At 71.0% G+C, this 24,482-nt stretch carries 24 protein-coding genes; 12 read left to right on the top strand and 12 right to left on the bottom strand.

The window, feature by feature from the left end:
- Positions 1-5: 5 nt before the first annotated feature.
- The 9 genes from HQQ88_RS02360 to HQQ88_RS02320 form a co-directional block, all read right to left on the bottom strand.
- Complete coding sequence (locus tag HQQ88_RS02360; protein ID WP_123339580.1) at positions 6-764, bottom strand: flagellar biosynthetic protein FliR; 759 nt, start codon at positions 762-764, stop codon at positions 6-8.
- Positions 764-1,039 (bottom strand): flagellar biosynthesis protein FliQ, encoded by a 276-nt coding sequence (gene fliQ, locus HQQ88_RS02355; RefSeq protein ID WP_111084131.1) that lies wholly within the window; start codon positions 1,037-1,039, stop codon positions 764-766. Before fliQ ends, HQQ88_RS02360 begins: the two co-directional genes overlap by 1 nt.
- A 9-nt stretch (positions 1,040-1,048) precedes the next feature.
- Complete coding sequence (fliP, locus tag HQQ88_RS02350) at positions 1,049-1,795, bottom strand: flagellar type III secretion system pore protein FliP (protein ID WP_254066887.1); 747 nt, start codon at positions 1,793-1,795, stop codon at positions 1,049-1,051.
- Between the two features lie 68 nt (positions 1,796-1,863).
- Positions 1,864-2,403: a flagellar biosynthetic protein FliO gene (locus tag HQQ88_RS02345; RefSeq protein WP_123292758.1), complete on the bottom strand. Its 540-nt coding sequence runs from the start codon at positions 2,401-2,403 to the stop codon at positions 1,864-1,866.
- A 7-nt stretch (positions 2,404-2,410) separates the two neighbouring features.
- Entirely contained in the window at positions 2,411-3,115 is a 705-nt protein-coding gene (gene fliN / locus HQQ88_RS02340) for a flagellar motor switch protein FliN (protein ID WP_173168533.1), read from the bottom strand.
- Complete coding sequence (locus tag HQQ88_RS02335; protein ID WP_123292756.1) at positions 3,115-3,993, bottom strand: flagellar motor switch protein FliM; 879 nt, start codon at positions 3,991-3,993, stop codon at positions 3,115-3,117. Before HQQ88_RS02335 ends, fliN begins: the two co-directional genes overlap by 1 nt.
- 88 nt (positions 3,994-4,081) lie before the next feature.
- Positions 4,082-5,011, bottom strand: a complete 930-nt coding sequence (locus HQQ88_RS02330) for a flagellar motor protein MotB (RefSeq protein ID WP_123292755.1) — start codon at positions 5,009-5,011, stop codon at positions 4,082-4,084.
- A gap of 2 nt (positions 5,012-5,013) precedes the next feature.
- Positions 5,014-5,838 (bottom strand): motility protein A, encoded by an 825-nt coding sequence (locus HQQ88_RS02325; RefSeq protein WP_123292754.1) that lies wholly within the window; start codon positions 5,836-5,838, stop codon positions 5,014-5,016.
- Between the two features lies 1 nt (position 5,839).
- Entirely contained in the window at positions 5,840-6,136 is a 297-nt protein-coding gene (locus HQQ88_RS02320; RefSeq protein ID WP_173168532.1) for a flagellar FlbD family protein, read from the bottom strand.
- Positions 6,137-6,264: 128 nt separating this feature from the next.
- On the opposite strand from HQQ88_RS02320, the gene HQQ88_RS02315 reads away from it, so the two are divergent.
- The 9 genes from HQQ88_RS02315 to HQQ88_RS02275 all read left to right on the top strand — a co-directional run bounded on the left by HQQ88_RS02315 (position 6,265) and on the right by HQQ88_RS02275 (position 15,269).
- On the top strand, positions 6,265-7,344 hold the full coding sequence (locus HQQ88_RS02315; RefSeq protein ID WP_173168531.1) for a hypothetical protein: 1,080 nt from the start codon (positions 6,265-6,267) through the stop codon (positions 7,342-7,344).
- Between the two features lie 108 nt (positions 7,345-7,452).
- Positions 7,453-8,292 (top strand): DUF4397 domain-containing protein, encoded by an 840-nt coding sequence (locus tag HQQ88_RS02310; protein WP_131879985.1) that lies wholly within the window; start codon positions 7,453-7,455, stop codon positions 8,290-8,292.
- Positions 8,293-8,342: 50 nt separating this feature from the next.
- Positions 8,343-8,942 (top strand): class F sortase, encoded by a 600-nt coding sequence (locus HQQ88_RS20055; protein WP_148067637.1) that lies wholly within the window; start codon positions 8,343-8,345, stop codon positions 8,940-8,942.
- Positions 8,943-9,010: 68 nt separating this feature from the next.
- Positions 9,011-9,556, top strand: coding sequence for an RNA polymerase sigma factor (locus HQQ88_RS02300; protein ID WP_173168530.1), 546 nt, complete (start codon positions 9,011-9,013; stop codon positions 9,554-9,556).
- A complete protein-coding gene (locus HQQ88_RS02295) occupies positions 9,553-10,302 on the top strand; it encodes an anti-sigma factor (protein WP_173168529.1) in 750 nt (249 codons plus the stop codon). Before HQQ88_RS02300 ends, HQQ88_RS02295 begins: the two co-directional genes overlap by 4 nt.
- A gap of 78 nt (positions 10,303-10,380) precedes the next feature.
- Positions 10,381-11,388: a type IV toxin-antitoxin system AbiEi family antitoxin domain-containing protein gene (locus HQQ88_RS02290; protein WP_173168528.1), complete on the top strand. Its 1,008-nt coding sequence runs from the start codon at positions 10,381-10,383 to the stop codon at positions 11,386-11,388.
- Positions 11,385-12,290, top strand: coding sequence for a nucleotidyl transferase AbiEii/AbiGii toxin family protein (locus HQQ88_RS02285; protein WP_131846862.1), 906 nt, complete (start codon positions 11,385-11,387; stop codon positions 12,288-12,290). The genes HQQ88_RS02290 and HQQ88_RS02285 overlap by 4 nt, the downstream gene beginning before the upstream one ends.
- Before the next feature lie 120 nt (positions 12,291-12,410).
- Positions 12,411-13,979: a UDP-N-acetylglucosamine 1-carboxyvinyltransferase gene (locus tag HQQ88_RS02280; protein WP_173168527.1), complete on the top strand. Its 1,569-nt coding sequence runs from the start codon at positions 12,411-12,413 to the stop codon at positions 13,977-13,979.
- 165 nt (positions 13,980-14,144) lie between these two features.
- Complete coding sequence (locus HQQ88_RS02275; RefSeq protein WP_173168526.1) at positions 14,145-15,269, top strand: DUF475 domain-containing protein; 1,125 nt, start codon at positions 14,145-14,147, stop codon at positions 15,267-15,269.
- A 1-nt stretch (position 15,270) separates the two neighbouring features.
- On the opposite strand, the gene HQQ88_RS02270 is transcribed toward HQQ88_RS02275, so the two are convergent.
- The gene (locus HQQ88_RS02270; protein ID WP_248703342.1) at positions 15,271-16,611 is read right to left on the bottom strand and encodes an MFS transporter; all 1,341 of its coding nucleotides are present in this window, start codon (positions 16,609-16,611) and stop codon (positions 15,271-15,273) included.
- A gap of 216 nt (positions 16,612-16,827) precedes the next feature.
- Between HQQ88_RS02270 and HQQ88_RS19170 the strand changes: the two genes are divergently transcribed.
- The 3 genes from HQQ88_RS19170 (at position 16,828) to HQQ88_RS02255 (ending at position 21,954) form a co-directional block, all read left to right on the top strand.
- Positions 16,828-17,922, top strand: coding sequence for a glycosyl hydrolase (locus HQQ88_RS19170; protein ID WP_216833912.1), 1,095 nt, complete (start codon positions 16,828-16,830; stop codon positions 17,920-17,922).
- Positions 17,923-19,798: 1,876 nt separating this feature from the next.
- Positions 19,799-20,293 (top strand): MarR family winged helix-turn-helix transcriptional regulator, encoded by a 495-nt coding sequence (locus tag HQQ88_RS02260; RefSeq protein ID WP_173168525.1) that lies wholly within the window; start codon positions 19,799-19,801, stop codon positions 20,291-20,293.
- Positions 20,294-20,373: 80 nt separating this feature from the next.
- Complete coding sequence (locus tag HQQ88_RS02255; RefSeq protein WP_131846864.1) at positions 20,374-21,954, top strand: Na+/H+ antiporter; 1,581 nt, start codon at positions 20,374-20,376, stop codon at positions 21,952-21,954.
- Positions 21,955-22,010: 56 nt separating this feature from the next.
- On the opposite strand, the gene HQQ88_RS02250 is transcribed toward HQQ88_RS02255, so the two are convergent.
- Entirely contained in the window at positions 22,011-22,859 is an 849-nt protein-coding gene (locus HQQ88_RS02250; RefSeq protein WP_173168772.1) for a formylglycine-generating enzyme family protein, read from the bottom strand.
- Between the two features lie 50 nt (positions 22,860-22,909).
- The gene (locus HQQ88_RS02245) at positions 22,910-24,451 is read right to left on the bottom strand and encodes an arylsulfatase (RefSeq protein WP_123292748.1); all 1,542 of its coding nucleotides are present in this window, start codon (positions 24,449-24,451) and stop codon (positions 22,910-22,912) included.
- Positions 24,452-24,482 lie beyond the last annotated feature (31 nt).

Here is a 24,482-nt window from a genome sequence, read left to right as displayed (position 1 = left end):
GCGCCTCACCCCCGTCCCGTGATCGCCTGGACGGCGTCGCCGGTCAGCGACGACACCACCGAGGGCAGGGCCATGAAGAGCGCTCCGGCGAACAGGACGGTCAGCCCGATCTTGATCGGGAACCCCATCTGGAACGCGTTGAGGGCCGGTGCGACGCGGGTGAGCAGGCCGAGGCCGACGTCCGCCAGGAACAGCACGACCACCAGGGGCCCGGCGATCTGCAGCGTCGCCAGGAACATCTGCGACATCGCTGCCACGAGCAGGTGGGCCAGACCGTCGACCGCGAAGCTGCCGGTGAGGGGCACGGCGTCGAACGACCGCACGAGCCCACCGACGATGAGCTGGTACCCGCCCGAGGTGAACAGGAGCGCGAGCGCCGCCATCTGGAACAGCCGGGTGAACTGGGCGCCGTTGACCTGCGACTGCGGGTCGAACGCCTGCGCGAGCGTGAACCCGCCGAACAGGTCGATGAGCGCACCGGCGGACTGCACCGCGGCGAACACCAGGAACACGAGGAAGCCGAGCGACAGCCCGACGACGAGCTGGGTGAGCAGCGCGAGCAGGAAGGGCCCGGTGTCGAGCGACTCGTAGCCGACGGCGACGCGCGGGGCGACGCCGATCGCCAGGCCGAGCCCGAGGATCACCTTCACGGTGCCGGGGAACGCCCGGTACGAGAACGGCGGCGCGATGACGAAGAACGCGACGAGCCGGACGCCGGCGAGCATGGTCGCCTCCAGACGGTCGGCGTTGATCGCGAGCTCCATCAGCCGCTGCCGAGGAGCTTCGGGATCATGTCGAAGGCGACGTGCGTGAACGCCACCATCTCCGAGATCATCCAGTTGCCGCAGACGACCAGGGCGATCGCGACGGCGACCGCCTTCGGCACGAACGAGAGCGTGACCTCCTGGATCTGGGTCACGGACTGGAACAGCGAGATCGCGAACCCGACGACGAGCGACGTGACGAGCACCGGAGCGGCGAGCTTGCCCGCGACCAGGAGCGCCTGGAGGACCAGGTCGATGACGGCCTGCTGGTTCATGCCTGCCCCCTAGACAACGTGGTAGCTCTCGATGAGCGACGTGATGATGAGGCCCCAGCCGTCGACCAGGACGAAGAGCAGGATCTTGAAGGGCAGCGAGATCATGACCGGCGGGAGCATCATCATGCCCATCGACATGAGTGCCGCCGAGACGACGAGGTCGATCACCAGGAACGGGATGAAGATGACGAACCCGATGATGAACGCGCTGCGGAGCTCCGAGATGATGAACGCCGGGATGACGGTCGTCATCGGCACGTCGGCCATCGACTTCGGGTTGTCGAGCCCCGCCGCGCGGGTGATCAGGGCGACGTCCTCGTCACGGGTCTGGTGCAGCATGAAGGTCCGCAAGGGTTTCGTGCCGATCTCGACGGCCTGGTTGAAGTCGAGGTGGCCGGACAGGTAGGGCTGCAGGGCATCGTCGTTGATGTGCCCGAGCACCGGGGCCATCACGAACAGCGACAGGAACAGCGCCAGGCCCGCGATCACCTGGTTCGGCGGGATCGACTGCAGCCCCAGGGCGTTCCGCGTCATCGCGAGGACGACGAAGATCTTCGTGAACGACGTCATCATGAGCATGAGCGCCGGGGCGACGCTGAGCAGCGTGATGCCGATGAGCGTCACGACGGCCGACGACGGGGTGCCGTCCGGGCCGTTCACGCTGACGCTGAAGTCGCCGTTCGCGGGAGCGGTCGGCGTCGCGGGGGCGGTCGGTTCGACGACGCCGGCGGCGTGGGCACCGGTCGCGGTGAGCATGAGGAAGCCGGCGACGACCGCCAGCCCGAGCAGGACGAGGGCGGCGGTGCGTCCGGTGCGGACCGCGGTCACCCGGCGCGCCGGTTCCGCAGGGCGGCGGCCGCCTGCCGCCAGGTGTCGACCGACAGGATCGAGCCCTGCAGCTGCTGCGCGGTCGGCACCGTGGTGCGCTGCGGACGACGGTTGCGCGGGCGCATCGGGAGGGGCTGCGCCGTCGCTTCCGTTCGGTCGGACGGGAGGCCCGTGGGGGCGTCCGCCTGCAGCGCCAGTTCCTGACCGAACACGTCGGCCGACGGGGCGGGACGCACGGGCAGCTGCACGGGTCCGGTCACGATGGTGAGCTCCGGAACGGGCGCCTGCCCGCTCCTCAACAGGCTGACGCCCTGCTCGGAGACCCCGAGCACCAGACGCTCCCCCTCGACGTCCACCACCACGACGCTCGCCTTGCCGCCGAGGCCCTGGCGACCGACGACCTCGACGGTCGCCGCACGGCGCCCGGAGGTCTTGCCGGCGAAGCGCTTCTTGCTGGCACGGTGCAGCACCCACATGAGGGCGAGCACGACGCCGAGCGACAGCGCGACGCGGAGCGTGATGAGGAGGGTGTCCACGCGGGGCTCAGAGGGATTCGGCGACGTCGAGGATGCGGGTGATCCGGACGGCGTAGTCCTGGTCGACGACGACGACCTCGCCGTGCGCGATGAGGCGACCGTTCAGCAGGACGTCGGCGGGCGCACCGGCGCTCCGGTCGAGTTCGACGACCGCGCCGGGCTCCATGCCGAGCACGTCGCGGACCGACATGCGGGTGCGACCGATCTCCACGGTCAGGGTCATCTCGACGTTGTTGATGCGGCCGAGGTTGCCGGCGGGCACCCCGACGGGCGCGGCGGCCGAGACCGTGCCGTGCTCGCGCACCCGGATGCCGAACCAGCCGCTCGGGACATCACCGGCGGTCAGCTCGAACACCACCGTGTCGGGGTCGGCCAGCAGCGCGGCCGCCGACTCGCGGCTCGCCTCGCCGAGGACGCCGACGCCGAGCACCGACGCGGCGGCCTCGAGCGACGGACGCAGCACGTCGGTGACGGCCACGATCCCGTGGTCGGTGCCGCCGGCAGCGATGACGGCCTCGAGGTCGGTGAGCACGAGGGCCAGATCGGCCGACAGGCCGCCGACGAACGACGCGACCACGGCGTCGGTCGCCGCTTCGAGCACGACCGGGGTCGCGCCTCCCGGCAGCAGCAGCGCACCCAGCGGGACGGCCGTCGGGAGCTGCGCCGCGAGCGACTCGGCCGCGGTGGTCTGGAGGGTGGTCGTTTCGGTCATCAGTGCTGCTCCGTGCTCGTGGTGGTGACGACGATGCCGGCGAGGCGCGAGCCGTTCGCGCCGACCGCGGCGGTGCCGACGGGTTCACCGTCGACCGCGATGGTGAGGGGGCGGTGCTGCGGGTGCGGCAGCGGCAGGACGTCGCCGACGGCGAGCCGGAGCACCTGCGTGGGCAGGACCGTCGCCGGGGCGAAGCGCAGGCTGACGCCGACGGGGACGCCTGCGAGCTGCGCGTCGAGCAGGGCCTGGGCGTCGGCGGGCGACACGTGCGCGGCGGCCTCGCCGAGCTGCGGCAGCACGGCCTCGGCCGGCAACGCGAGCGTGCCGGGGGCGACGCGGTCGCCGACGCGGATCGAGAACGCCGCGACGATCATCAGGTCGCCCTTCTGGGCGGCCTGGGCGAACTGCGAGTTGAACTGGAAGCCACCAGCCGTGACGTCGTGCGCGAGCAACCCGCCGAACGAGTAGCGGAGGTCGTCGAGGGCGTCCTCGACGATCTTGCGCACGAGGGCCTGCTCGATGGGCGTGAAGGTGCGCTCCGGGGTCGGCAGCGGCTTCGAGGCGCCGAGGGCGTGCGAGACCCAGGTCAGCGCGGCGTCGAGCGGGACCTGCAGGACGCCCTTCGGGACGACGTCCGCGATCGGCAGCAGCACCATGCCGGTGAGCGCGGGCAGCGAGGCGGCGTACTCGTCGTACGTCACCATCTGCACCTGCTCGCAGGTGACCTGGCTCACGGCGCGCACCTTCGCGGTGAGCTGCGTGCCCCACTGCCGCGCGAAGGTCTCGAACGCGAGCTCGAGGACCCGGGCGTGCTCGCGGGCGAGCGTCGACGGGCGCGCGAAGTCGTACACCTCGGGCGCTGGCAGGGTCTCGGTCACGGGTGCGTCTATCGGTCGCCTGTGCGGCACCCGTCAGTGCTGTACCCCGTACTGGGGATGCGGGGTCTCCAGCCCCGTCGGCCGTGCGTCAGCCCTGGCGTGCTCCGTCCTGCGCCTTCGCCAGTGCCGGCATCAGTGCGCTGACGTCCTGGTCGGCGTTCGACAGGACCACGATGTCGACCCGTCGGTTCAGGGCGAGGTCCTGGTCGGTCCCGCCCTTCGCGAGCGGCCGGCTCGACCCGAAGCCGACGCTCTGCACGTGGTCGCCCGGCATCCCGCCACGCTCGACGAGGTCGCGCAGCACCCCCGTCGCCCGGGCCGCGCTGAGCTCCCAGTTGGTGGCGTACGGTGCCGTCGAGTTCCGCTGGTCGGCGTGCCCCTCGACGCTGACGTCGTGGTGGCTCGTCTTCAGGACCGGGGCGATCGCGTCCATGATCGACCTCGCCTGGTCGGACAGGTCCGCGCTGTTCGTGCCGAAGTAGGTCTCACTGCCGACGAGCCGGACGATCAGGCCACGGGCGTCGACCGTGAACTGCACGTTCGCGGTCTGGCCGGCCTTCGCGAGGTTCTGCTTGATCGCCTGCTCGATCGCGGTGAGGTCGTCGAGCTCCTTCTGGGCGTCGGCGAGGTCCTGCTTCGTCGCGGTCACCGGCACGACGGTCGACGCGGGGTCGACGTTGGTGTCCTTCGTGCCGGACGACGCCGTCGAGTGGTCGGCCTGCGACTTGTCGGTCGAGTACCCGGAGCCGTCCTCGACCTGGTCCTTCGTCACCACCGTGCCGCTGGCGGTGTCGACCTTCTGCGACTTCACCTCGCCGAAGCCGGTCGCCAGGGAGTTCTTCAGGGCGATGTACTTCTCCTGGTCGACCGTCGACATGGCGAACAGCACCAGGAACATGCACATCAGCACCGTGATCATGTCCATGTACGAGGCCATCCAGCGCTCGTCGGGGTGCTCGGCGTCGTCGTGGCCCTTCTTCGCACGACCGCGGCCGCGGCCACGGGGGTTGGCGCTCATCGTCAGGCCGCCAGCTGCTGGTCGTCGGCGTCGGCGTCTTGCTTGTTCTTGCCGGCCTTGCTCTTCGAGGTGTCGGTGCGCGCTGCCGGCGGCACCATCGCCTTGAGGCGTTCACCGAGCAGCCGCGGCTGGCTGCCGGCCTGGACCGCGAGCAGCCCTTCCATCAGGAGCGTCTGGCGGTCCGACTCGAGCTGTGCGAGCTTCCGGAGCTTGCCGCCGATCGGCAGCCACATGAAGTTCGCGGTGAGCAGGCCCCACAGGGTCGCGACGAACGCGCTCGCGATGAGGGGACCGAGCTCGTCGGGCTTGCCGAGGTTTGCGAGCACGTGGGTCAGGGACACGACGGTGCCGATGATGCCGACCGTCGGGGCGAAGCCGCCGAGCCCCATGAAGAACGCACTCGCACTGCGCGTGGGGGCCGCGTTCGACTCGATCTCGTCCTCGAGCAGGATCCGCAGCTCGTCACCGTCGGTGCCGTCCGCGATGTTCTGCAACGCCTTCTTCATGAACGGGTCGTCGTGCTTGTCGGCCTCCTGCTCGAGGGCGAGCAGACCGTTCGACCGAGCCGTCTCCGCCAGGCCCACGACGTCGTCGATGACCGACTGTGGCGGCGTGACCTTGCCGGTGAACGCCTTCGGGACGGCTTTGAAGCTCGCGATGGCGTCCTTCAGCGTGGTGCTCGCGATCCCGCAGCCGATGGTGGCACCGAACACGAGCAGCATCGGCGCGGGCAGGAACAGCCCGGCGAGCTCGACGTGCTCCATCTCGACCATGCCGAACAGGGCGCCGAAGGCGAGCAGGATGCCGACGATCGTTGCGATGTCCACGTCAGCGACCCCCGTCCAGCGCGCGACCGTGCTGCGTGGAGCGGAGCGCGGCGACCGGGGCGAGTGTGGGCTGCGAACCGGTGTTCGTGCGGGGGGCCTGGTCGGTGCCGTAGGCCATCCCGACGATGCGGGCGCGGTACGCGGCGATCAGGTCGATGACGTCGGCCATCGACTCCCGCACGATGTACTTCGCGCCGTCGACCATGATGAGCGTCGTGTCCGGCGTCTCCTGGATGCGCTCCACGAGATCGGGGTTCACAGCGAATCCGCTGCCGTTCAGTCGTGTGACGACGATCATGGCCCGTCCTGGTTCTCGATCGTCCCGCCGCCGTCCGTGGGGCGGGATGCGGGCCCGTCCGTGGGCCTGCACGGAGGACTATCGGCGGGTGCGACGGGTGCGTTAGCGGCCGTCACTAGCCTGGTTCGGTGATCGATGCCTCGGACCTGCTCGCCCACCCGCGTGGCCGGCGCTTCTGCCTGGAGCTCGTCAGCGGTGTGCAGGACCCCGCCGACCCGGCCGCCCTGCAGCTCGGCGACCTGCTCTTCTGGGCGGAGCACCACCTCGGCGTCGAACGCGGCGACGACCGAACGCTCTTCGGCATCGGTGGTGCGGTCGGACCCGAGCCGGCTCCGGACCTGGCAGCGGTGGCGAGCGCACTCGCGGCGGTGCCCCTGCCGTCCGTGGGCGAGGACGATGTCGTCGTCGCGCTCGAGTCGACTGCGGACAGCGCGCTGTGGTGGCAGCAACCCGATGCGCTGGACGCGCTCCTCGCCCGGACGGAACTGCAGGCCGCGCTCCGGCGGCTCGCTCGGTGGGCGGTCGACAGCCCGGTCGTGCGCCGGCTCTTCGACCCGCAGGGCGGAGCATGGAGCGTCGAGTTCGACGAGGGCGACCAGGCCCGTCGTCCGAGCGCGGAGGCGGCACTGGCCGACTGGGCGCTGGAGCTGCGTGACGAGATCTCCGAGGGAAGTCCGGGGGTGGCCAGCGGGGTGTGGTGGACGACCCCGCCGTGGCCGCTCGCGCAGCACACGCGAGCGCCGTTCCCGTCCGCCGGGCCGCTGGCGCTCTGGGCGGTCGAGGACTCCTTCGGGCAGGAACGTGCCGTCGTCTCGGCCGTGCCCGCCGATTTCACGGCGCGCGTGTGCACCGTCGACGGTCCCGCCGACTGGGCCGCGCTGTGCCGACGCTGGCCGCTCGACGTGACGGGGACGACCCGACGGAACGACTGGGCCGTGGCGACCGGACGGCAGGGCGACTGGGTGCAGCCGGACTGGTCCGCGGTGGCCACCGAGTACGACGTCGTGCACCTGACCGTCGCGGGCTGGTTCCGCACGTCCGGGCTCACCGTGCCGGTCGACGGCAGCCGCGCGAGCGTCGTCGCAGGGTGGACGCCGGACTCCGCGTACCGGCTCACCGACCGGGGAGCCGGGGACGAGGCCGTCACGGGCGATCCGGAGACCTGGTCGCGCCCGGGCAACGCAGGGGTCTGGCGCCGTCTCAGCTGATCCCCAGGAAATCGCTGCATCCGATCGGGGTGCTCCGGCGGTAGTGGGGGTACGACGTCGATGACGACGCCGTCCGCTCCGGCCCGGACCGGCCCGAAGGAGAACGCCATGCGCAAGACACTCGTCACCGGCCTGAGCGCCGGTGTGCTGTTCGCGGCCGCCGCGGTCGTACTGCCCGCCACCGCCGCGACCGCCGCCACCGGTGAGGCGACACTCTCGGTCCTCCACGCCGTCCCGGACGTCACCGTGGACGTGTACCTCGACGGGAAGCGGGCGATCGACGACTTCACTCCCGGCACCCTCGCCGGTCCGATGATGGTGCCGGCAGGTGCACACCAACTCGCCATCACCGCCTCGGACGCCGCCGACGCGTCGAAGCCGATCATCGGACCGGCGGACGTCTCGTTCGACGCGGGCGGCAACTACACCGCGGTCGCACACGACGCGGCGGACGGATCACCGACCGCCACGGTGTTCACCAACGACACCTCCGCCGTGCCCGCCGGCCAGGGGCGTCTCGTCGTCCGGCACGTCGCGGCCGCACCCGCGGTCGACGTCCTCGCCGGCGGGAAGGCCGTCGTCACGAACCTGTCGAACCCGGACGAGCAGGCACTGGAACTGGCGGCCGGCACGGTCTCGGCGACCGTCGCCGCGACTGGGACGACCGACCCCGTGATCGGCCCGGCAGACGTCGCGGTCACGGCCGGCGCCGACACCATCGTGTACGCGTGGGGCAGCCTGGACGACTCGAACCTCGCGCTCGCCACGCAGACGATCTCGGACCTCGGTGGCACGCCGAACGGTGTCCCCGCCGGCAACGCGGGTCTGGTGGCCACGAACGGTCAGGACTCCCTGCCGCTCGTCGGTGGTGCAGCAGCGGCCCTGGCCGCAGCCGCCGCGATCGGTGCCGTGCTGCTCCGTCGACGCACCGCAGCGGCCCGCCGCTGAACGTGCGGTTCCCAGTGCGGTCCGTCACGGTGACGGCCATCGTCGTCGCCGTGGCGGTCGCATCCCTGACCGGGTGCTCGTCGGCCGGATACGCCCCCGACGGGCAGCCGCCCGCCCTGCCGACGAGCACCCCCACTCCGGTCCCGACGGCGTTCTCGACCGCGGTGCCGCAGCAGGCAGCCACCATCCCCCCGGTCCGGCGCGCACCGGCTCCGACCGGCATCGTCGTCGACCACGACGGCATCAGCGCCCCCGTCCAGCCCGAGGGCGTCGACGGCAGCGGGGCGATGGGCCTCCCGCCCGACCCCGCGACCGCCGGGTGGTACCGGTTCGGCCCAGCGCCGTCGTCACCGGAGGGCACCGTCGTGATCGCCGCCCACGTCGACGCCGTCGGGTACGGTATCGGACCCTTCGCCCGGCTCCGGGACGTCCCCCGCGGGACGACGGTCACCCTCACCGACGCTGCCGGTGCCGACACCCGGTGGCGGATCGACTCCGTCAGCACGCTCGAGAAGCAGGGCCTCCCCTGGGGAGACGTGTTCCGCGACGACGGACCGCGCCGACTCGTCCTGGTCACGTGCGGCGGCCGGTTCGACACGAGCACCGGACACTACGAGAGCAACCTCGTCGTCACCGCGGCACCGATCTGACCGAGGCGACCGACGGCCGCTTACGATCAGGTCGTGGTCGACGACGACCGCACCAGCGACAGGAAGACGTGACGACCATCCTCCCGGACGACGGCGAACTCTCCGACGCGTTCAGCGCCGGGGGCGAGTACGGCCTGCGCGCCGTCTACGAACGCTGGTCGTCGCTCGTGTACTCCTTGGCCCTGCGGGCGCTGTCGGACCCGGCAGCCGCGGAGGACGTCACGCAGCAGGTCTTCGTGAAGGCCTGGCAGCGGAGCGCCAGCTACGACCCTGCCAGGGGTCCGCTCGGCGCCTGGCTGGTCGGCATCACCCGCAACTGCATCGTCGACGCCCTGAACGATCGCCGTCGGCACGCCAGCGCAGCCGACCCCGAAGTCGTCGAAGCGACGACGCCCGCACCGGAACCGGCGTTCGACCTGGCGGAGCGCGCACTGGTCGCGGGCGAGCTCGACCGACTCGACGAGACACCGAGACGAGTGATGCGACTGGCGTTCTACGACGACCTCAGCCATCGTGAGATCGCCGAACGGCTCGACCTGCCGCTGGGCACCGTGAAGAGCCACATCCACCGGAGTCTGGCTCGGCTCCGAACACGTCTGGAGGTGATCGAATGAAGCACGTCGACGACGAGACCCTGGCGATGCTCGCGGTCTCCGACCAGGTGGCTGAGGACGACGTCGCCGAACACCTGGCGTCCTGCGCCCGGTGCCGCGACGAGGTCGCCGTGCTGCAGCGGGTCGCCGCCGTCACGCGGGCGTCCGACGACCTCGAGCTCATCGCGCCACCGGACCACGTGTGGGACCGGATCGCGGCCGAGATCGCGCAGACGCCGCAGCAGGTGACCGCCCCCGTCGACCCGCGGTCCCACGTCGTGTCCCGTCGACCCCGGTCGGCCACGCGTCTTCGTCGTCTCGTGACGGTCCTGATCGCGGGTGCCGGCGTCCTCGCGGTCGTCCTGGGCATCGGCGTGGCGACCGGCGTCGTCCCCGGGTTGCCCCGTGGGGGCACCGAGACCGTCCTCGCGAACACCGAACTCGCGGCGCTCCCCGGCTGGTCCGGCACGTCCGGTACCGCCGAACTCGAACGCGACCGGGACGGGCGGGTGACGCTCGTGATCGACCTGCACGGTGAACGCGGTCGATCCGGTACCGGTCCGCTCCGCGAGGTCTGGATGATGCGGTCCGACCTCGCCGGCCTGGTGAGCGTCGGCTACCTGGACGGCGACCGCGGCACCTTCACCGTGCCCGCCGACCTGGACACCGCGCGGTTCCCCGTGGTCGACGTCTCCGCCGAAGCGGACGACGGCGACCCGGCGCACTCCGGCGACTCGATCGTGCGCGGGACGCTGACCGATCCCTGAGCAACAGACGCAACGCCGGCTGATCGCGTGCCGACAATCAACTGCCACATTTGTTGCATTTCCGCTTACAATTGCGCCATGTCCGCATCAACCGAGAGCAAGCTCGCCGGCCTCGCAGCCGGGCAGTGGGGCATGCTCACTGCCGCGCAAGCCACCGAAGCGGGTGTCGCGCGGAGCACGCTGCTGCGACGAGAGCAGACCGGTGCGCTCGAACGCATGCGTCACGGCGTGTACCGCCTGCCTGGCGCTCCCGTCGACCCCGCAGACGACATCCGCGCCGCGTGGCTCGCCTCGGATCCCTCGACCATCGGGCGTGACCGACTGGACGACCCCGACGTCACCGTCGGTGGAGCAGCGGCCGCGGCGGTACACGGCATCGGCGACCTCTCCCCTGCCCCGTACCTGCTCTACACGTCGACGCGGCGGCGCACTCGACACGATGACGTCCGCTACAGCACACGCCCCGTGCCAGCCGAAGACGTGATGATCCTGGACGGTCTCCCCGTCACGACACGCGAGCGCACGATCGCCGACCTGCTCGACGAGCCCGGCGCTGACATCTCGACCGTCGCGGACGCACTGCGCGACGCAGAGCTCTCGGGCGCCGATGTCGACGTGCAGTCCTTGATCGAGCACCTGGATCCGATGGCGAAGGGTCTCGGCCTCGACGACGGTGCCGCCCTGTACCAGCGCCTCCGCTCCCTGACGCAGGTGGACGAGGTCCGGCTGCGGGACCTCATCGCGCACACGGACATCGTCGAGCAGGTGGACGCCGCGGTGGAGGCTCACCTGCGAGAGGCACTCGAGGCCGTGACGGCGCAGATCGACCGGCAGACGCGCACCGTCATCGAGCCGGTGCTCCGTTCCGAAGCAGTCGAGACGCCGACGGCGCAGTCAGGGCGTCCCTCCCGGATCGGGGTGCCGAAGGTCGTACTCCCGCCGGGCCTCCTGCCGAAGACCACGCTGCCTCCGTCGACGCTCGCGCTGATCGACCAGATCGCTCAGAAGTCGGCGCGACCGTCCGGCGCGAGGCGCGACGGTACGTCCAATCCGACCACCCAGCCCGAGGAGACCGACGAACGGTGAGCAAGCCAGAGCACTACGCGACCCCGCTGGCCACGATGCAGGCGATCACAGCCGCCGCGCGCGCTGCGTCGCCGGCGATGGGCCTGCGGGTGAGTGACCTTCGGAGCTACCTCGTTTTCGACCGGTTCCTGGTCCGGGTGTTCCGCGATCCGCGGCATGCGTTCATCCTGAAGGGTGGCACGAGGATGCTCGCGTTCATCCCGACCGCACGCGCCACGGTCGACGTGGACCTGGAGACCACGCTCGGCCTCGACGACGCCGTGAAGCACCTCTCCGACCTCGTCAGTGTGGACATCGGCGATCGCCTCCGTTTCCGACTCGTGTCCCGTTCGGACGGCGGTGGCGACGACCAGCCCAACCTGTCGGTGGCTCGCCTGGCGTTCCGCGCCGACGAGACGCGGGAGGTGGTGAAGATCGACCTCGCGGTGCACGCGCGGGCTGGTGCCGCGACCGTCGTCGCCGCTCCGGCTTTCCGTGTCCCCCTGACCCGATCCGTGGAGTCCGTCGACTACCTCATGATCGCGATCGAGCAGCAGATCGCCGACAAGGCCGCTGCGATGATGGAGACGCGGCACGTGGGCGGGGACGGCCGCTCCTCGCGAGCGAAGGACCTCGTCGATCTCGCCCTGATCGCGGTGCATCTGCCCTGCGGCGCGCGTGCACTCCGCGGTGCGGTCGCGTGGCAGGTGGGCGAGCGAGGAATCGAGCCATTCGTCGCGGTCGACGCCTCTGATGCGATCCAGCGCGGGTACCGGAAGGCGGCGCAGCGTGCGGTGGGTCTCACTGAGGACTGGCGAGAAGCGGAGTCGCTGGCGAACGGGATGCTGGGTCCCGCGCTGGACGGCTCGGTGACCGAAGGTCGGTGGGATCCAGAGCTGAAGGCCTGGGTCCCGCTCCGCTGATGGCGTCGGACAGTCGCCCTGTCCCCCGAATTCTCAGCTGTGACGTATTCGAGACCTCGGGGCGCGCAACGGGTGTCGTTCTCCAGTCCTTTTATCTCATGAGCGTGTTACGTTGGCGCCATGTCCGACACCACCACCGTCGTCTCGCCGGCCACCCCGGCATCCGCCGCCCCGCTCCGCGAGGTCGGTGCCCTCATCCGGGGCGCCCGCAAGGGCCGCAGCATGACCCAGGCGCAGCTCGCCGAACGCGTCGGCACCAGCCAGAGCGCGATCAACCGCATCGAACAGGGCGGGCAGAACCTGTCCCTCGAGATGCTCACCCGCATCAGCGACGCCCTCGACCAGCAGATCGTCTCGATCGGCGGTGCCCCGCAGCGTGCCCACCTGCGCGTGCAGGGCGGCCGGAAGCTCAGCGGGTCCATCGCCGTCAACTCGAGCAAGAACGCCGCCGTCGCGCTGCTCTGCGCCTCGCTCCTCAACCGCGGCGTCACCCGCCTGCACAAGGTCGCCCGGATCGTCGAGGTCGACCGGATCATCGACGTCCTCCGCAGCCTCGGCGCGAGCGTCACGTGGTCCGAGGACGGCGAGACCCTCGAGATCGTCGCCCCGTCCGACCTGCACCTCGACGCGATCGACGCCGACGCCGCCCGCCGCACCCGCAGCGTCCTGATGTTCCTCGGCCCGCTCAGCGGCCGGTACGAGTCCTTCCGGCTCCCCTACGCCGGCGGCTGCGACCTCGGCACCCGCACGGTCGAACCGCACCTCATCGCGCTGCGCCCCTTCGGTGTCGACGTCGAGGCGACCTCCGGCTGGTACGAGGTCGGCGTCGCGAACCAGGACGTCCCCGCGAAGTCCGTCGTCCTCACCGAGCGCGGCGACACCGTCACCGAGAACGCGATCCTCGCCGCGGCCGCCCGCGACGGCGAGACCGTCATCCGCAACGCCAGCCCCAACTACATGGTGCAGGACCTCTGCTTCTTCCTCGAGCTGCTCGGGGTGCAGGTCGAGGGCATCGGCACCACGACGCTCCGCATCACCGGCAAGAGCCGCATCGACGAGGTCGTGGACTACTGGCCGAGCGAGGACCCGGTCGAGGCGATGAGCCTGCTGACCGCCGGCATCGTCACCGACTCCACCCTCACCGTCACCCGGGCGCCGATCGAGTTCCTCGAGATCGAGCTCGCGACCCTGGCCGAGATGGGCCTGCGGTTCGACGTCACCGACGAGTACCCCGCCGCGAACGGCCGCACCCGCCTGGTCGACATCACCGTGCACCCGTCCGAGCTGCACGCCCCGATCGACAAGATCCACGCGATGCCGTTCCCCGGGCTGAACATCGACAACCTGCCGTTCTTCGTGGTCATCGCCGCGATGGCCGAGGGCACCACGCTCGTGCACGACTGGGTCTACGAGGGCCGGGCGATCCACCTGCTCGACCTGACCCGCCTCGGCGCGAGCGTCACCCTGCGCGACCCGCACCGCCTCGACGTCACCGGTCCGACGCACTTCTCCGGCGCGGAGATCAGCTGCCCGCCGGCGCTCCGGCCCGCGGTGGTCATCCTGCTGGCGATGCTCGCGGCGAAGGGCGAGAGCGTGCTACGGAACGTGGGCATCATCGCCCGCGGCTACGAGCAGCTGCAGGAGCGCCTGAACTCCCTCGGCGCGTCCATCGAGACGTTCCACGACTGAGGCGACCGCCTACCCGCGTGACCCGACGGCCCGTCCCCGCAAGTGGGGACGGGCCGTCACCCGTTCTGCGCGGATCGACCCGTGCCTCCAGGCTGATGCGCAGGAGCGCTCCACCACCCACCCAGGCGACCGGTGCTGGATGGGGTGATGGCCACGAGATCGCTCTTGACCGTCCCCCTGTTCACCACGGTCGCGGCCGCCGCGGCGGCCTGGTTCGTCCTCGGCCCCGCCGCCGCCCTGGCGTTCGTCGCGCTCGCGCTCCTCGAGATCGCGATGGCCGCCGACTCGTCGGTGCCGATGGCCGGCATCGCCGGACGGCTGCACTCCCCCGCCCGACGGCTGTTCCTGTCGCTCGGGATCGTCGCGGGCGTCCTCGCGATGCGGCTGCTCCTGCCGCCGGCTGCCGTCGCGGTCGGCGACGCGACCGACCCCGCGAGCTCCGTGCAGGAAGCCGTCTTCGCCCCCGGCTCGTTCTCGGCGCACCTCGCCGAGGTGCGCCCCGCCCTCGCCGCCTTCGGCGCCGCCTTCATCTGGCTCGTGTTCGCCGAGTACCTGTTCAACACCGACCGTGCGTCGCGCAGGTCCTGGCTGGGCCGCCTGGAGGCCCGGCTCGCCGCCGTCGCGCGTCCTCGCGTCTGGTCGCTGGTCACCGCTGCGACGGGGGTCGCCGTCACGGCCGTCCTCGTCGGCGTCGACCGCGCGTGGTCGCCGGGAGCCCTGCTGCCGGTCGTGCTCGGCGGCGCGGCGGGCATCGTCGCGTACCTCGGGTCGAAGCGCGTCGCCGCCTGGGCGCTCGACGGGGTCGGCTCGGACACCGCGATCGGCGTCGGGCGGGGTGCCTGGCGGATCCACGCCTACGCGTCGACGGTGGTGTTCGAGCGGGGGCTCGTGGTGTTCATGCTGTTCGAGATCCTGGACGGCGTGTACAGCCTGTCGGGGTCCGGAACCCTCGGCGCCGACGGCCTCGGAGCGCTCGAACAGGCGGCGGTCGCGGTGGCGGCGATCGGTGTCGGTGCCGTGTTCCTGGCGCGGTTGACCTCGCGGTTGGACGAGGCCGCGGGGCTGAAGCGGCTGCGGTACCTGAAGGCCGGGGCGGCGTACGTGCTCGGGGTGCTCGCGGTGCTGCTGTGGGCGAGCCTGCTCGTGCCGATCCCGGGGGTCGTCGTCGCCTGGTTCGGCAGCGTGGTGATCGGTTCGGCGCTCGCGAGCTCGTTGCCGTGGCGGGCGTGGTGGCGTCGCGTGGCGCGGGGATCTGCGAGGTCGCGCAGCAGCAGCGGTCTCGCTCCGTGAGTCAGCGGTGGTCGCGGCGAGCGGCGGCTGCGGGAGCGTCATCGCGGACACCGGCGGCGAAGAGTGCCTCCTGCGCGTCGGCGAGGTCCTTGCCCTCGATCGAGAACGCGTCGAAGACCGCGTGCCGGAACCCGAGCCACCCGACCACGACACCGACCGCGACGAGCGCCGTGAGGATGCCGTACATGACCTCGGGGTGGTCGAGGAGCAGCGGGGTCACGAACGCCAGCAGCGCCGCGGCGATCCGGGCCACCGCGATGATCGTGCCCTGGACCGAACCGCGGAGCAACGTCGGGAACGACTCCTGCGACCAGACCTTCATGATCGCCTCGAAGGCGAACGCGTTGCCCACCGCGCCGAACGCGAGCATCGCGACGAGGGTCGGCAGCGAGAAGCCGAACACGAGCGGCAGGCCGTAGCTCACCACGAGGCACACGGCGCCGACAATGTAGAACGGCATCCGCAGCCGACCGTCGACGATGCGCATGAACCAGAACGCGAGCAGCATCCCGATCGGCACGCTGACCAGGTTCATCGTCGAGAAGAACGGCACCGACAGCCCGACGACGTTGACGGCCACGTAGGCGCCGAACTGCCCGCCGGTGTTCGCGCCGAGGTTCGTCAACGTGTAGAAGACCAGCAGGGACAGGAACGGCAGCAGGAAGATGCGCTGCGTCAGGACGTCGCGGATGCCGTGGCGGGCAGCACGGACGGTGTGTGCGCCCGCGGCCTTCTCGGCATGGGCGTCGGACCACGTGGTGGACTCCGGGATCGTGAAGCGCAGGACCATCACGACGAGTGCGACGACCCCGACGTGCGCGAACATGATCTGACCACCGGCACGGCCGAGGTCCCCGACGCCCGCCGAGATGGCGTAGGTCGCCAGGATCCCGGCGAACCAGAGCACCTGGGAGAAGCCGACGAGCCCGCCCCGGTTCTCGTCGGTCGCCGCCTCGGAGATCGTCGCGAGCGAGACCGGCAGGTCCGCTCCGGTGCCGAGTCCAACGAGGATCGTGCCGATGAGCAGGCCGGCGAACGCCGGGCTCGCCACCAGGACCCCTGCGCCGACCACGGTCATGGCCATCGTCACGATGAACACGGCGCGCCGGCCGAACAGGTCGCCGAGCCGCCCGCCGGAGAGCGCGCCGATCGCGATGCAGAACGTGAGCGCGCCGGAGAGCACCCCGATCTGCGTGCCGGTGATGCCGATCGACTGCTGGTAGAGGACGAGCGCGGTGCCGGAACTCACGATCGCGGCCGCGTCGATGTACGAGGCCATCCCCGAGACGACGGCGACCCACCAGGGGTGCGGTCGCCGGGCGGGCTGCTGGGGTCGGTTCACTGCGTTCTCCCTTGAACGTCGGCCGAACACCGGATGAAACGGTTCAACCGGTCGGCGGCACTGTAGCTCGCCGAGTGCCGCAACCGCAAGGATCGTTCACTCCGCCTGCTGTCCAGAGCCTCGCTGTTCGTTTCCTGAGGACATTGACTTCCGCAGCTCCCAGAACCTACGGTCGTCGCAGCGGCACCGTCGCCGCGCGTTCCCGAGGAGAACAGCATGTCGATCGAGCACCTCGCCCGTGGCGTCGCCCATCCGGCCATCGAGTACCGTCCGGAGCTGCGGTGGTGGCTCGCCGAGGGCCTGCACACCGACGTGACCCTCCGACGCGAGGTCGACACCGCCCACGCACTCGGGTTCGGCGGCATGGAGTTCCTGGCGATGGACGAAGGAGCGATCGACCACGGCCGGTACGGCTGGGGATCCGAGGAGTGGGTGCACGACTCGCAGATCGTCGTCGAGGAGACCACCGCCAGGGGCATGTCGGTGAGCTTCACGTCCGGGACGAACTGGTCGAACGCGAACCTGCCGACGATCGACGCGGACCACCCCGCCGCTGCGCAGGAACTCGACGTCGTGCACGAGGACCTGCCCGGCGGGACGAGCCGCTCGGGTGCGCTCCGTCGGATCGACCTCGACGCGCCGATCGCACACACGACGCTCCCCGGTGAACGCGGGACGGTGCGCGTCCAGACGCTCGTCGCGGTGGTCGCGACGCGCGTCGTCCCGGACTCCGCCGGTTCCGGCGCCGCAACCGTGCTGGACCCCGACTCGGTGGTGGACCTGACCAGCGCGGTCACCGACGAGGCGCTCGACTGGACCGCACCGGAGGGCGGCACCTGGCGCTTGTCCACGTTCTGGAGCCACGGCACCGGCCAGACGGCGTCACCGTCGGCGACGGTCAACTGGACGGTGAACTACCTGGAGCGAGCGGGCGTCGACGCCGTGATCGACTACTGGGAACACGTCGTCCTGACCCCTGGCCTCCGCGCCGAGATCGCTCGCAATCCCCGTGCCCAGATGTACATGGACTCCCTCGAGCTGTCGACCTACGGCGCCGGTGGCCTCTTCTGGGGAGCGCACGTCGCCGAGGAGTTCCGGACGCGCCGCGGCTACCCGATCACGCCGTGGCTGCCGTTCCTGACCCGCAGCGCCCGTTCATGGCGTCGAGCACCACGTACCACGCCGAACCGGTGCCGGACCGGGCGGTCGACGTCGAGAAGGTCCGCTTCGACTACGTCCGGACGCTCACCGACCTGTACATCGAGAACATGCTGCGCCCGTTCGCGGCGTTCCTGCGCGCCAACGGCATGACGCTGCGGTCCGAGATCAGCTACGGGCTGCCGTTCGAGTTGACGCGCCCCGGGCCGGAGGTCGACGGGATCGAGACGGAGTCGCTCGAGTTCGCCGCGCAGATCGACGCGTACCGGCTGCTCGCGGGGCCGGCGCACCTGTTCGGCAAGCAGTACTCGTCGGAGACCGGTGCGACGACCCGCAACCACATGCTCGACCACCGGTTCTACGACCAGATCGTCGCGACGCAGCTCGCCGCCGGCATCACGAAGACCGTCCTGCACGGCTGGGCGAGCACCACGGGCGCCGAGGGCGTCACGAGCTGGCCGGGTCACGAGGGCATGTGGAGCATGTTCTCGGAGCGCTTCGACGCCCGGCAGCCCGCTGCCGAGTTCTACCCGCTCTGGAACGACGCGATCGGCCGGTACCAGTACGTCCTGCGCCAGGGAAGACCGCGGATCGACGTCGGCATCCTGCACACCGACCACTTCACCGACAACGCGTCCGGCATGGTGTTCCGCGACGCCGACGGTGGCCGCGTCCCCGACGAGGTCGCCTACGGCCAGTACTGGATGCGCGACCGGCAGAACCACTGGTGGCGCGACCTCGGCATGCAGGACGCCGGGTGGACGTACGAGTTCCTCGACGGGTCGCTGCTGCTCCGCGACGACGTCCGGGTGGACGGCGGCCTGGTGCAACCGGACGGCCCCGGGTACCAGGCACTGCTCGTCTTCCAGAGCGCGCTCGATGCCGACGTCGCTGCACGCCTGCTCGCCTGGGCCGAGGACGGCGTGCGGATCCTCGTCGTGCACGGCACGCGCGAGCTCAAGTCGCTGATCGCCGGGACGGACACGCACCACCCCCGAGCGGCCGCCCGCACCCCAGGCCTCGACGGGCGCGACGCCGAGCTCGCGGACACCGTCGAGCGGCTGCTGGCCCTGCCGTCGGTGACCGCGATCGACGACGCCGCCGAAACCGTCGCCGCCCTGCGCGGCCTCGGGGTGACGGGCCGCGCCGAGTTCGTGACGGAGGACCGGAGCGTCCTGTCGCACCTGCGCGAGGACGGTGACCTGCTGCACGTGTACCTGTACCACTTCCTGTACGAGACGACCTCGGCCACCACCGTGGAGGTCGCGCTGCCCGGCACCGGCGCGGTGTACCGCGTGGACGCCTGGTCCGGCGCGGTGTTCCCGCACCCAGCCGCACGGACCGAGGGCGACCGGACGATCGTCACCGTGGACCTCGCGCCCGGTGAGACCGCGCTGTTCACGCTCGACCGCAGCGGGCCTGCGCGCGAGATCGCACTCGACGCCCGGCTCGGCGGACGCACGTCGACCGACGTCGTCGTCGTCGAGATGACCGACTGGCGGATCGCGGTCGAGAGCTGGGACGCGGGCGGTGAGGAGCTCATCACCGAGGACCGCGGCCACGGCTACGTCACGCGCGAGGTCCGGCCGCTGACCGACGTCCGACGACTCGACGCCGGTACCGGTCCGCTCCGTCCGTGGAAGGACCTGCCCGCCGTGGGACCGGAGGTCTCCGGGGTCGGCGAGTACGCCACGTCGTTCACCGTCGACACGGTGGACGACGACGGCGCCCGGTTCCTGCTCGACCTCGGGTCGACGGCCGGCGGGCTCGGTTCGGTCGTGCTCAACGGCGGACCGGCACGCGGGTTCGACACCTCGCACCCGGTAGTCGACGTCACCGACGACCTGCGCGTAGGAGAGAACACGGTGGTCGTGCGGGTCGCCAGCTCACTCAACAACCGGTTGCTCGCCCGCGGGTACTACGAGGACGTCCCCGACGTCATCGCGCAGCTGCTCGGCGACCCCGACGCGGTGCAGACGACGCACGTCCGCGACCACGGCCTGCTCGGTCCCGTTCGTCTGGTGGTCGGATGACCCGTCGCGGCGGACGACCGAGCGGTGTGGACCTGCGCCCCGTCATCACCCCCGACCCGTTCGACATCCGGGTCGCACTCGCGGGCATCGTGCACTGGGCGGACAGCCCGCAGGTCCGGCAGCGCATGATGACCGCGATCGACTTCCCCGTGGCCGATCTGTCGATGTTCCTGGTGGTCAACCAGCTGACCTACCGCGGAGCGACGAAGCCGAGCGTGCTCGCGGGGGCGTTGGGCACCGGTCGTGCCAACCTCACGAAGATCGCGAACCGGCTCGAGGACATCGGGCTCGTGGTCCGGGTACCGGCTCCCGATGACGAGCGCAGCGTGTTGATCGCGCTCACCGCCGAGGGCCGCGGGTACGGCGAGCGGATCAGCGACCAGCTCAGCCAGGACCTCGACGCGGTCCTCGCCCACTGGGGTCCGAAGGACGTCGACGCCCTCCGGCGGGTGCTCGCGCGCCTGCGACACGACGCGGCGAACGGGCCCTGAGCCGAGCGTCGCTCCGGCTCCCGTGTGCACGATCACCGTCGGCCGCGTTGACTGGAGTGTCGGTCGAACGAGGAGTGCACGTGCTGGGTCCTGAACTGGTGGTCGTCCTCGGCCTCGCCATCGCACTGACGGCGGGGATCGCGGACCGGATCCGGGTGGCCCCTCCGGTCCTGCTGCTCGTCTTCGGCGCTGCGCTGGCCTTCGTGCCGGAGTTCGCGGACGTCGAGCTGCCGGCCGACGCCGTCCTGCTGTTGTTCCTGCCGGCGCTCCTGTACTGGGAGAGTCTGACGACGTCGCTGCGCGAGATCCGGAAGAACCTGCGCGGCATCGTCCTGATGGGCACGCTGCTCGTCGTCGCCACGGCGGGCGCCGTCGCCGTCCTGCTCCACCTGCTCGGCATGCCGTGGGGTCCGGCCTGGGTGCTCGGCGCCGCCGTGGCTCCGACCGACGCGACCGCGGTCGGGGTGCTCACGAAGATGCTTCCGCGCCGCAACGTCACCGTGCTGCGGGCGGAGAGCCTGGTGAACGACGGCACGACCCTCGTCGTGTACGGCATCGCGGTCGCCGTCACGGTGGGCACGCAGGAACTCACGTTCTGGGGCGTGTCGGGGATGCTCGTCCTGTCGTACCTCGGTGGGGTGGCCGCGGGGCTCGCCGCGGCGTGGGTCGGCACGCTCGTGCTGCGCCGGGTCGACACCGTGGTGCTCGAGAACCTCGTCACGCTCCTCGTGCCGTTCGGTGCGTTCCTGGCTGCCGAGGCGATCGGTGCCTCCGGTGTGCTCGCCGTGGTGGCGGCCGGCATCGTCGTCAGCCAGGTCGGGCCGAAGCTCGACCGCGCCGAGACCCGGCAGCAGGTCCGCGCCTTCTGGTCGTTCCTGACGTTCCTGCTCAACGGTGCACTGTTCGTCCTGGTCGGCATCGAGGCGATGGTCGCGGCCCGGGCGCTGACGCCGTCCGAGCTGCTCCGCGCCGTCGGCGTCGTCCTGGCCGTCGCGGTCGTGCTCGTCGTGGTCCGGTTCGCGTTCCTCAACGCCGCGGGCGGCACCGTCTGGCTCGTCACCCGTCGCACGGGAGGCGCGCCCCGCGAGGGCCACCGCGACCGGCTCGTGAGCGGCTTCGCCGGGTTCCGCGGCGCGGTCTCGCTGGCGATGGCCGTCGCCGTCCCCCGCGTCCTGGAGTCCGGAGCGGACTTCCCGGACCGCGACCTCATCGTCTTCGTCACGGCGGGCGTGGTCGTCGTCACCATCGTCGGTCAGGCACTCGTGCTGCCGGCGGTCCTGCGGCGGGCTGCGCTGCCCGAGGACGAGTCGGTCGGTGAGGAACGTCGCTACGCCGAGCGGACCGCGATCGAGGAGGCCCTCGACGCCCTGCCGCGGTTGGCACGGTCGACCGGAGCCGACCAGGCCACCGTCGACCGGGTGCGCAAGGACTACGAGGCGCACTTGGATGTGATCCAGGCACGCGAGGAGGACGACGACGAGCACCCGGCGGTGCAGCGGCACGACACCGCCGTCGCGCTCGAGCTCGCCCTGGTGCAGCACAAGGCCGCGACCCTGCTGCGGCTCCGGGACTCGGACGAGATCGACGACCTGGTGCTCCGCCAGGTCCGCGCCGGCTACGACGCGGAAGAGGCGCGACTCGACGGCATCACCCCCGCGTAGCGGAACACCGGACGGGGCGGTCAGACCGGTCGCGCGGTCAGACCGGTCGGGGGCGGTCAGACCGCGATGCGGAAGCCGATGTGGCTCATCCCCGTGTCGGACTCCTGGCCGCGCCGTGCCGCCGGACGGTACCGGCGGCAGTAGCTGTCGGCGCACAGGAACGATCCGCCCTTCACGACCCGGCGCTCGACGGTCACGGCCTCGGACACCGGCGCACAGCAGTCGTGCTCGGCGACGGGGTCCACGTACCGGTCGCTCGTCCACTCCCAGACGTTGCCCGCCGTGTCGTGCAGACCGTAGCCGTTCGGTGGGAACGACCCGACCGGCGACGTCCGTCCGTACCCGCGTTCCGCGCGCCAGGGGAAGTCGCCGTGCCAGTAGTTCGCGCGCCGCTCCCCGGGGCGCTCCGCCTCGTCCCCCCAGGTGAACTCCGCGCCCTCGAGGCCACCGCGCGCCGCGAACTCCCACTCGGCTTCGGTGGGCAGTCGCCCGCCCGCCCACACCGCGTAGGCAGCCGCGTCCTCGTGGGCCACGTGCACGACCGGGTGGTCGGCGCGGTCGGCGATGGTCGAGCCGGGACCGGAGGGACGACGCCAGTTCGCGCCGGGCGTCCACGCCCACCACTGGCTGAGGTGTCGGAGGTCCACCGGACCGCTCGTCCCGGTGAACACCATCGAGCCGGCGTGCAGGTTCTCGGCCGGGGCACCGGGGAACTGCGCCGGGTCGAGGGGCCGCTCCGCCACCGTGCGGTACCCGGTGGCACGGACGAACGCCGCGAACTCCCGGTTCGTCACGGCCTGCGGGGCGATCTCGAACGCGGCGACGGTGACGCTGCGCGCCGGGGACTCCTCCGGGTAGTGCTGGTCGGAGCCCATCGTGAACGCGCCGCCGGCGATCCGCACCATCGAGGAGCGGATCGCCGTGGCGGTTGCCGGGCCGGTGGTGGTCGGCACCGTCAGTCGCCGCCGGCCAGGAACGACTGCAGCTTGTCGACCGCCTGGTCGATGCTGAACGTCGCCGCGCGCTGTCGTGGCGGGAACTCCTCGAAGGTGTCCAGGAACTGGGTGACCAGCGTCGTGGCGGCGAGCAGCAGGTAGTCGTTCTCGAACAACCAGTCGAAGTACGTGTTCGACGTCTGGTCCGCTCGTTCGAACGGGTCGGTCCGCAGGTTGTAGAGCTTCGGGACCCGCAGCACGACGAACGGATCGAACCAGACCTGCAGGGTGCCGGTGACGCGCTGCTCCATGAACACCGCCTTCCAGTTGTCGAACCGGAGCGCGAGGACGTCGCCGTCGTCCGAGAAGTACACCAGGCCCGGTCGCGGACCCTGCTCGACCTCCCCGGTCAGGTACGGCAGGAAGTCGTAGCCGTCGATGTGCACCTTGTAGGTCCGGTCGCCGATCGTCTTCCCGACCTTGAGCTCCTCGACCGTGGTCGTGTCCCCCACCGCCGCCAGGAACGTCGGGAGCCAGTCGTGGTGCTGGATGATCGCGTTCGAGATCGACCCCGCCTCGATGTGGCCGGGCCAGCGGATCATCTGCGGGACCCGGAACGCGCCCTCCCAGTTCGTGTTCTTCTCACTGCGGAACGGGGTCATCCCGCCGTCCGGCCACGTGTTCATGTGCGGGCCGTTGTCCGTGGAGTAGATCACGATCGTGTCGTCCGCGATCCCGAGCTCGTCGAGCTGGTCGAGGAGCGAGCCGACCACCAGGTCGTGGTCGATCATCGTGTCGTGGTACGGCGACTGCCACCGGCCGGCCTGCCCCCGGCTCTCCGGCTTCGGGTGCGTCCGGAAGTGCATGTGGGTGGTGTTCATCCAGACGAAGAACGGGGTCTCGGACTCCGCCTGACGCCCGATGAAGTCCATCGCGGCGTCCGCGAACTCCTCGTCGATGGTCTCCATGCGCTTCTTGGTCAGCGGGCCGGTGTCCTCGACGCGCTGCTTGCCACGTCGTCCGTATCGACCGTCCTCGGTGTCGTCGTCCTCGTCGGTCGACCACGAGTGGATCACGCCGCGCGGCCGGGCCCGCTCGTTGAAGGCCGGGAACTCCTCGATGGACGGCCAGTTCGCCGACTCGGGCTCCTCCTCCGCGTTCAGGTGGTACAGGTTGCCGTAGAACTCGTCGAACCCGTGCGCCGTCGGCAGGAACTCGTTCTTGTCGCCGAGGTGGTTCTTGCCGAACTGCCCGGTGGCGTACCCGTGCGGCTTCAGCACCTCGGCGATCGTCGGGTCCTCGGCTCGGAGCCCCAGGTCCGCGCCGGGCATGCCCACCTTGCTGAGCCCCGTGCGGAACACGCTCTGTCCTGTGATGAAGGACGACCGGCCGGCGGTGCAGCTCTGCTCCCCGTAGGAGTCGGTGAAGCGCATGCCCTCATCCGCGATCCGGTCGATGTTCGGTGTGCGGTAGCCCATCAGGCCGTCGCTGTAGGCGCTCAGGTTCGTGATCCCGATGTCATCGCCCCAGATGACCAGGATGTTCGGCTTGTCCTTCGGCATCGCTGTCCTCCTCGTTCGTGTGGTCGTGCTC

The sequence above is a fragment of the Curtobacterium sp. VKM Ac-2861 genome, assembly GCF_013204965.1.
GTDB lineage: Bacteria > Actinomycetota > Actinomycetes > Actinomycetales > Microbacteriaceae > Curtobacterium.
The sequence above is the reverse complement of the archived record's forward strand: the minus strand, read 5'-3'. Positions and strand labels throughout refer to the sequence as shown.

What these genes read in the sequence shown, in the direction of transcription:
- HQQ88_RS02360 (WP_123339580.1), bottom strand. Translation starts at nt 764, where the DNA reads ATGGAGCTCGCGATCAACGCCGACCGTCTGGAGGCGACCATGCTCGCC.
- fliQ (WP_111084131.1), bottom strand. Translation starts at nt 1,039, where the DNA reads ATGAACCAGCAGGCCGTCATCGACCTGGTCCTCCAGGCGCTCCTGGTC.
- fliP (WP_254066887.1), bottom strand. Translation starts at nt 1,795, where the DNA reads ATGCTCACCGCGACCGGTGCCCACGCCGCCGGCGTCGTCGAACCGACC.
- fliN (WP_173168533.1), bottom strand. Translation starts at nt 3,115, where the DNA reads ATGACCGAAACGACCACCCTCCAGACCACCGCGGCCGAGTCGCTCGCG.
- HQQ88_RS02330 (WP_123292755.1), bottom strand. Translation starts at nt 5,011, where the DNA reads ATGAGCGCCAACCCCCGTGGCCGCGGCCGCGGTCGTGCGAAGAAGGGC.
- HQQ88_RS02320 (WP_173168532.1), bottom strand. Translation starts at nt 6,136, where the DNA reads ATGATCGTCGTCACACGACTGAACGGCAGCGGATTCGCTGTGAACCCC.
- HQQ88_RS02310 (WP_131879985.1), top strand. Translation starts at nt 7,453, where the DNA reads ATGCGCAAGACACTCGTCACCGGCCTGAGCGCCGGTGTGCTGTTCGCG.
- HQQ88_RS02295 (WP_173168529.1), top strand. Translation starts at nt 9,553, where the DNA reads ATGAAGCACGTCGACGACGAGACCCTGGCGATGCTCGCGGTCTCCGAC.
- HQQ88_RS02290 (WP_173168528.1), top strand. Translation starts at nt 10,381, where the DNA reads ATGTCCGCATCAACCGAGAGCAAGCTCGCCGGCCTCGCAGCCGGGCAG.
- HQQ88_RS02280 (WP_173168527.1), top strand. Translation starts at nt 12,411, where the DNA reads ATGTCCGACACCACCACCGTCGTCTCGCCGGCCACCCCGGCATCCGCC.
- HQQ88_RS19170 (WP_216833912.1), top strand. Translation starts at nt 16,828, where the DNA reads ATGTCGATCGAGCACCTCGCCCGTGGCGTCGCCCATCCGGCCATCGAG.
- HQQ88_RS02260 (WP_173168525.1), top strand. Translation starts at nt 19,799, where the DNA reads ATGACCCGTCGCGGCGGACGACCGAGCGGTGTGGACCTGCGCCCCGTC.
- HQQ88_RS02250 (WP_173168772.1), bottom strand. Translation starts at nt 22,859, where the DNA reads ATGGTGCGGATCGCCGGCGGCGCGTTCACGATGGGCTCCGACCAGCAC.
- HQQ88_RS02245 (WP_123292748.1), bottom strand. Translation starts at nt 24,451, where the DNA reads ATGCCGAAGGACAAGCCGAACATCCTGGTCATCTGGGGCGATGACATC.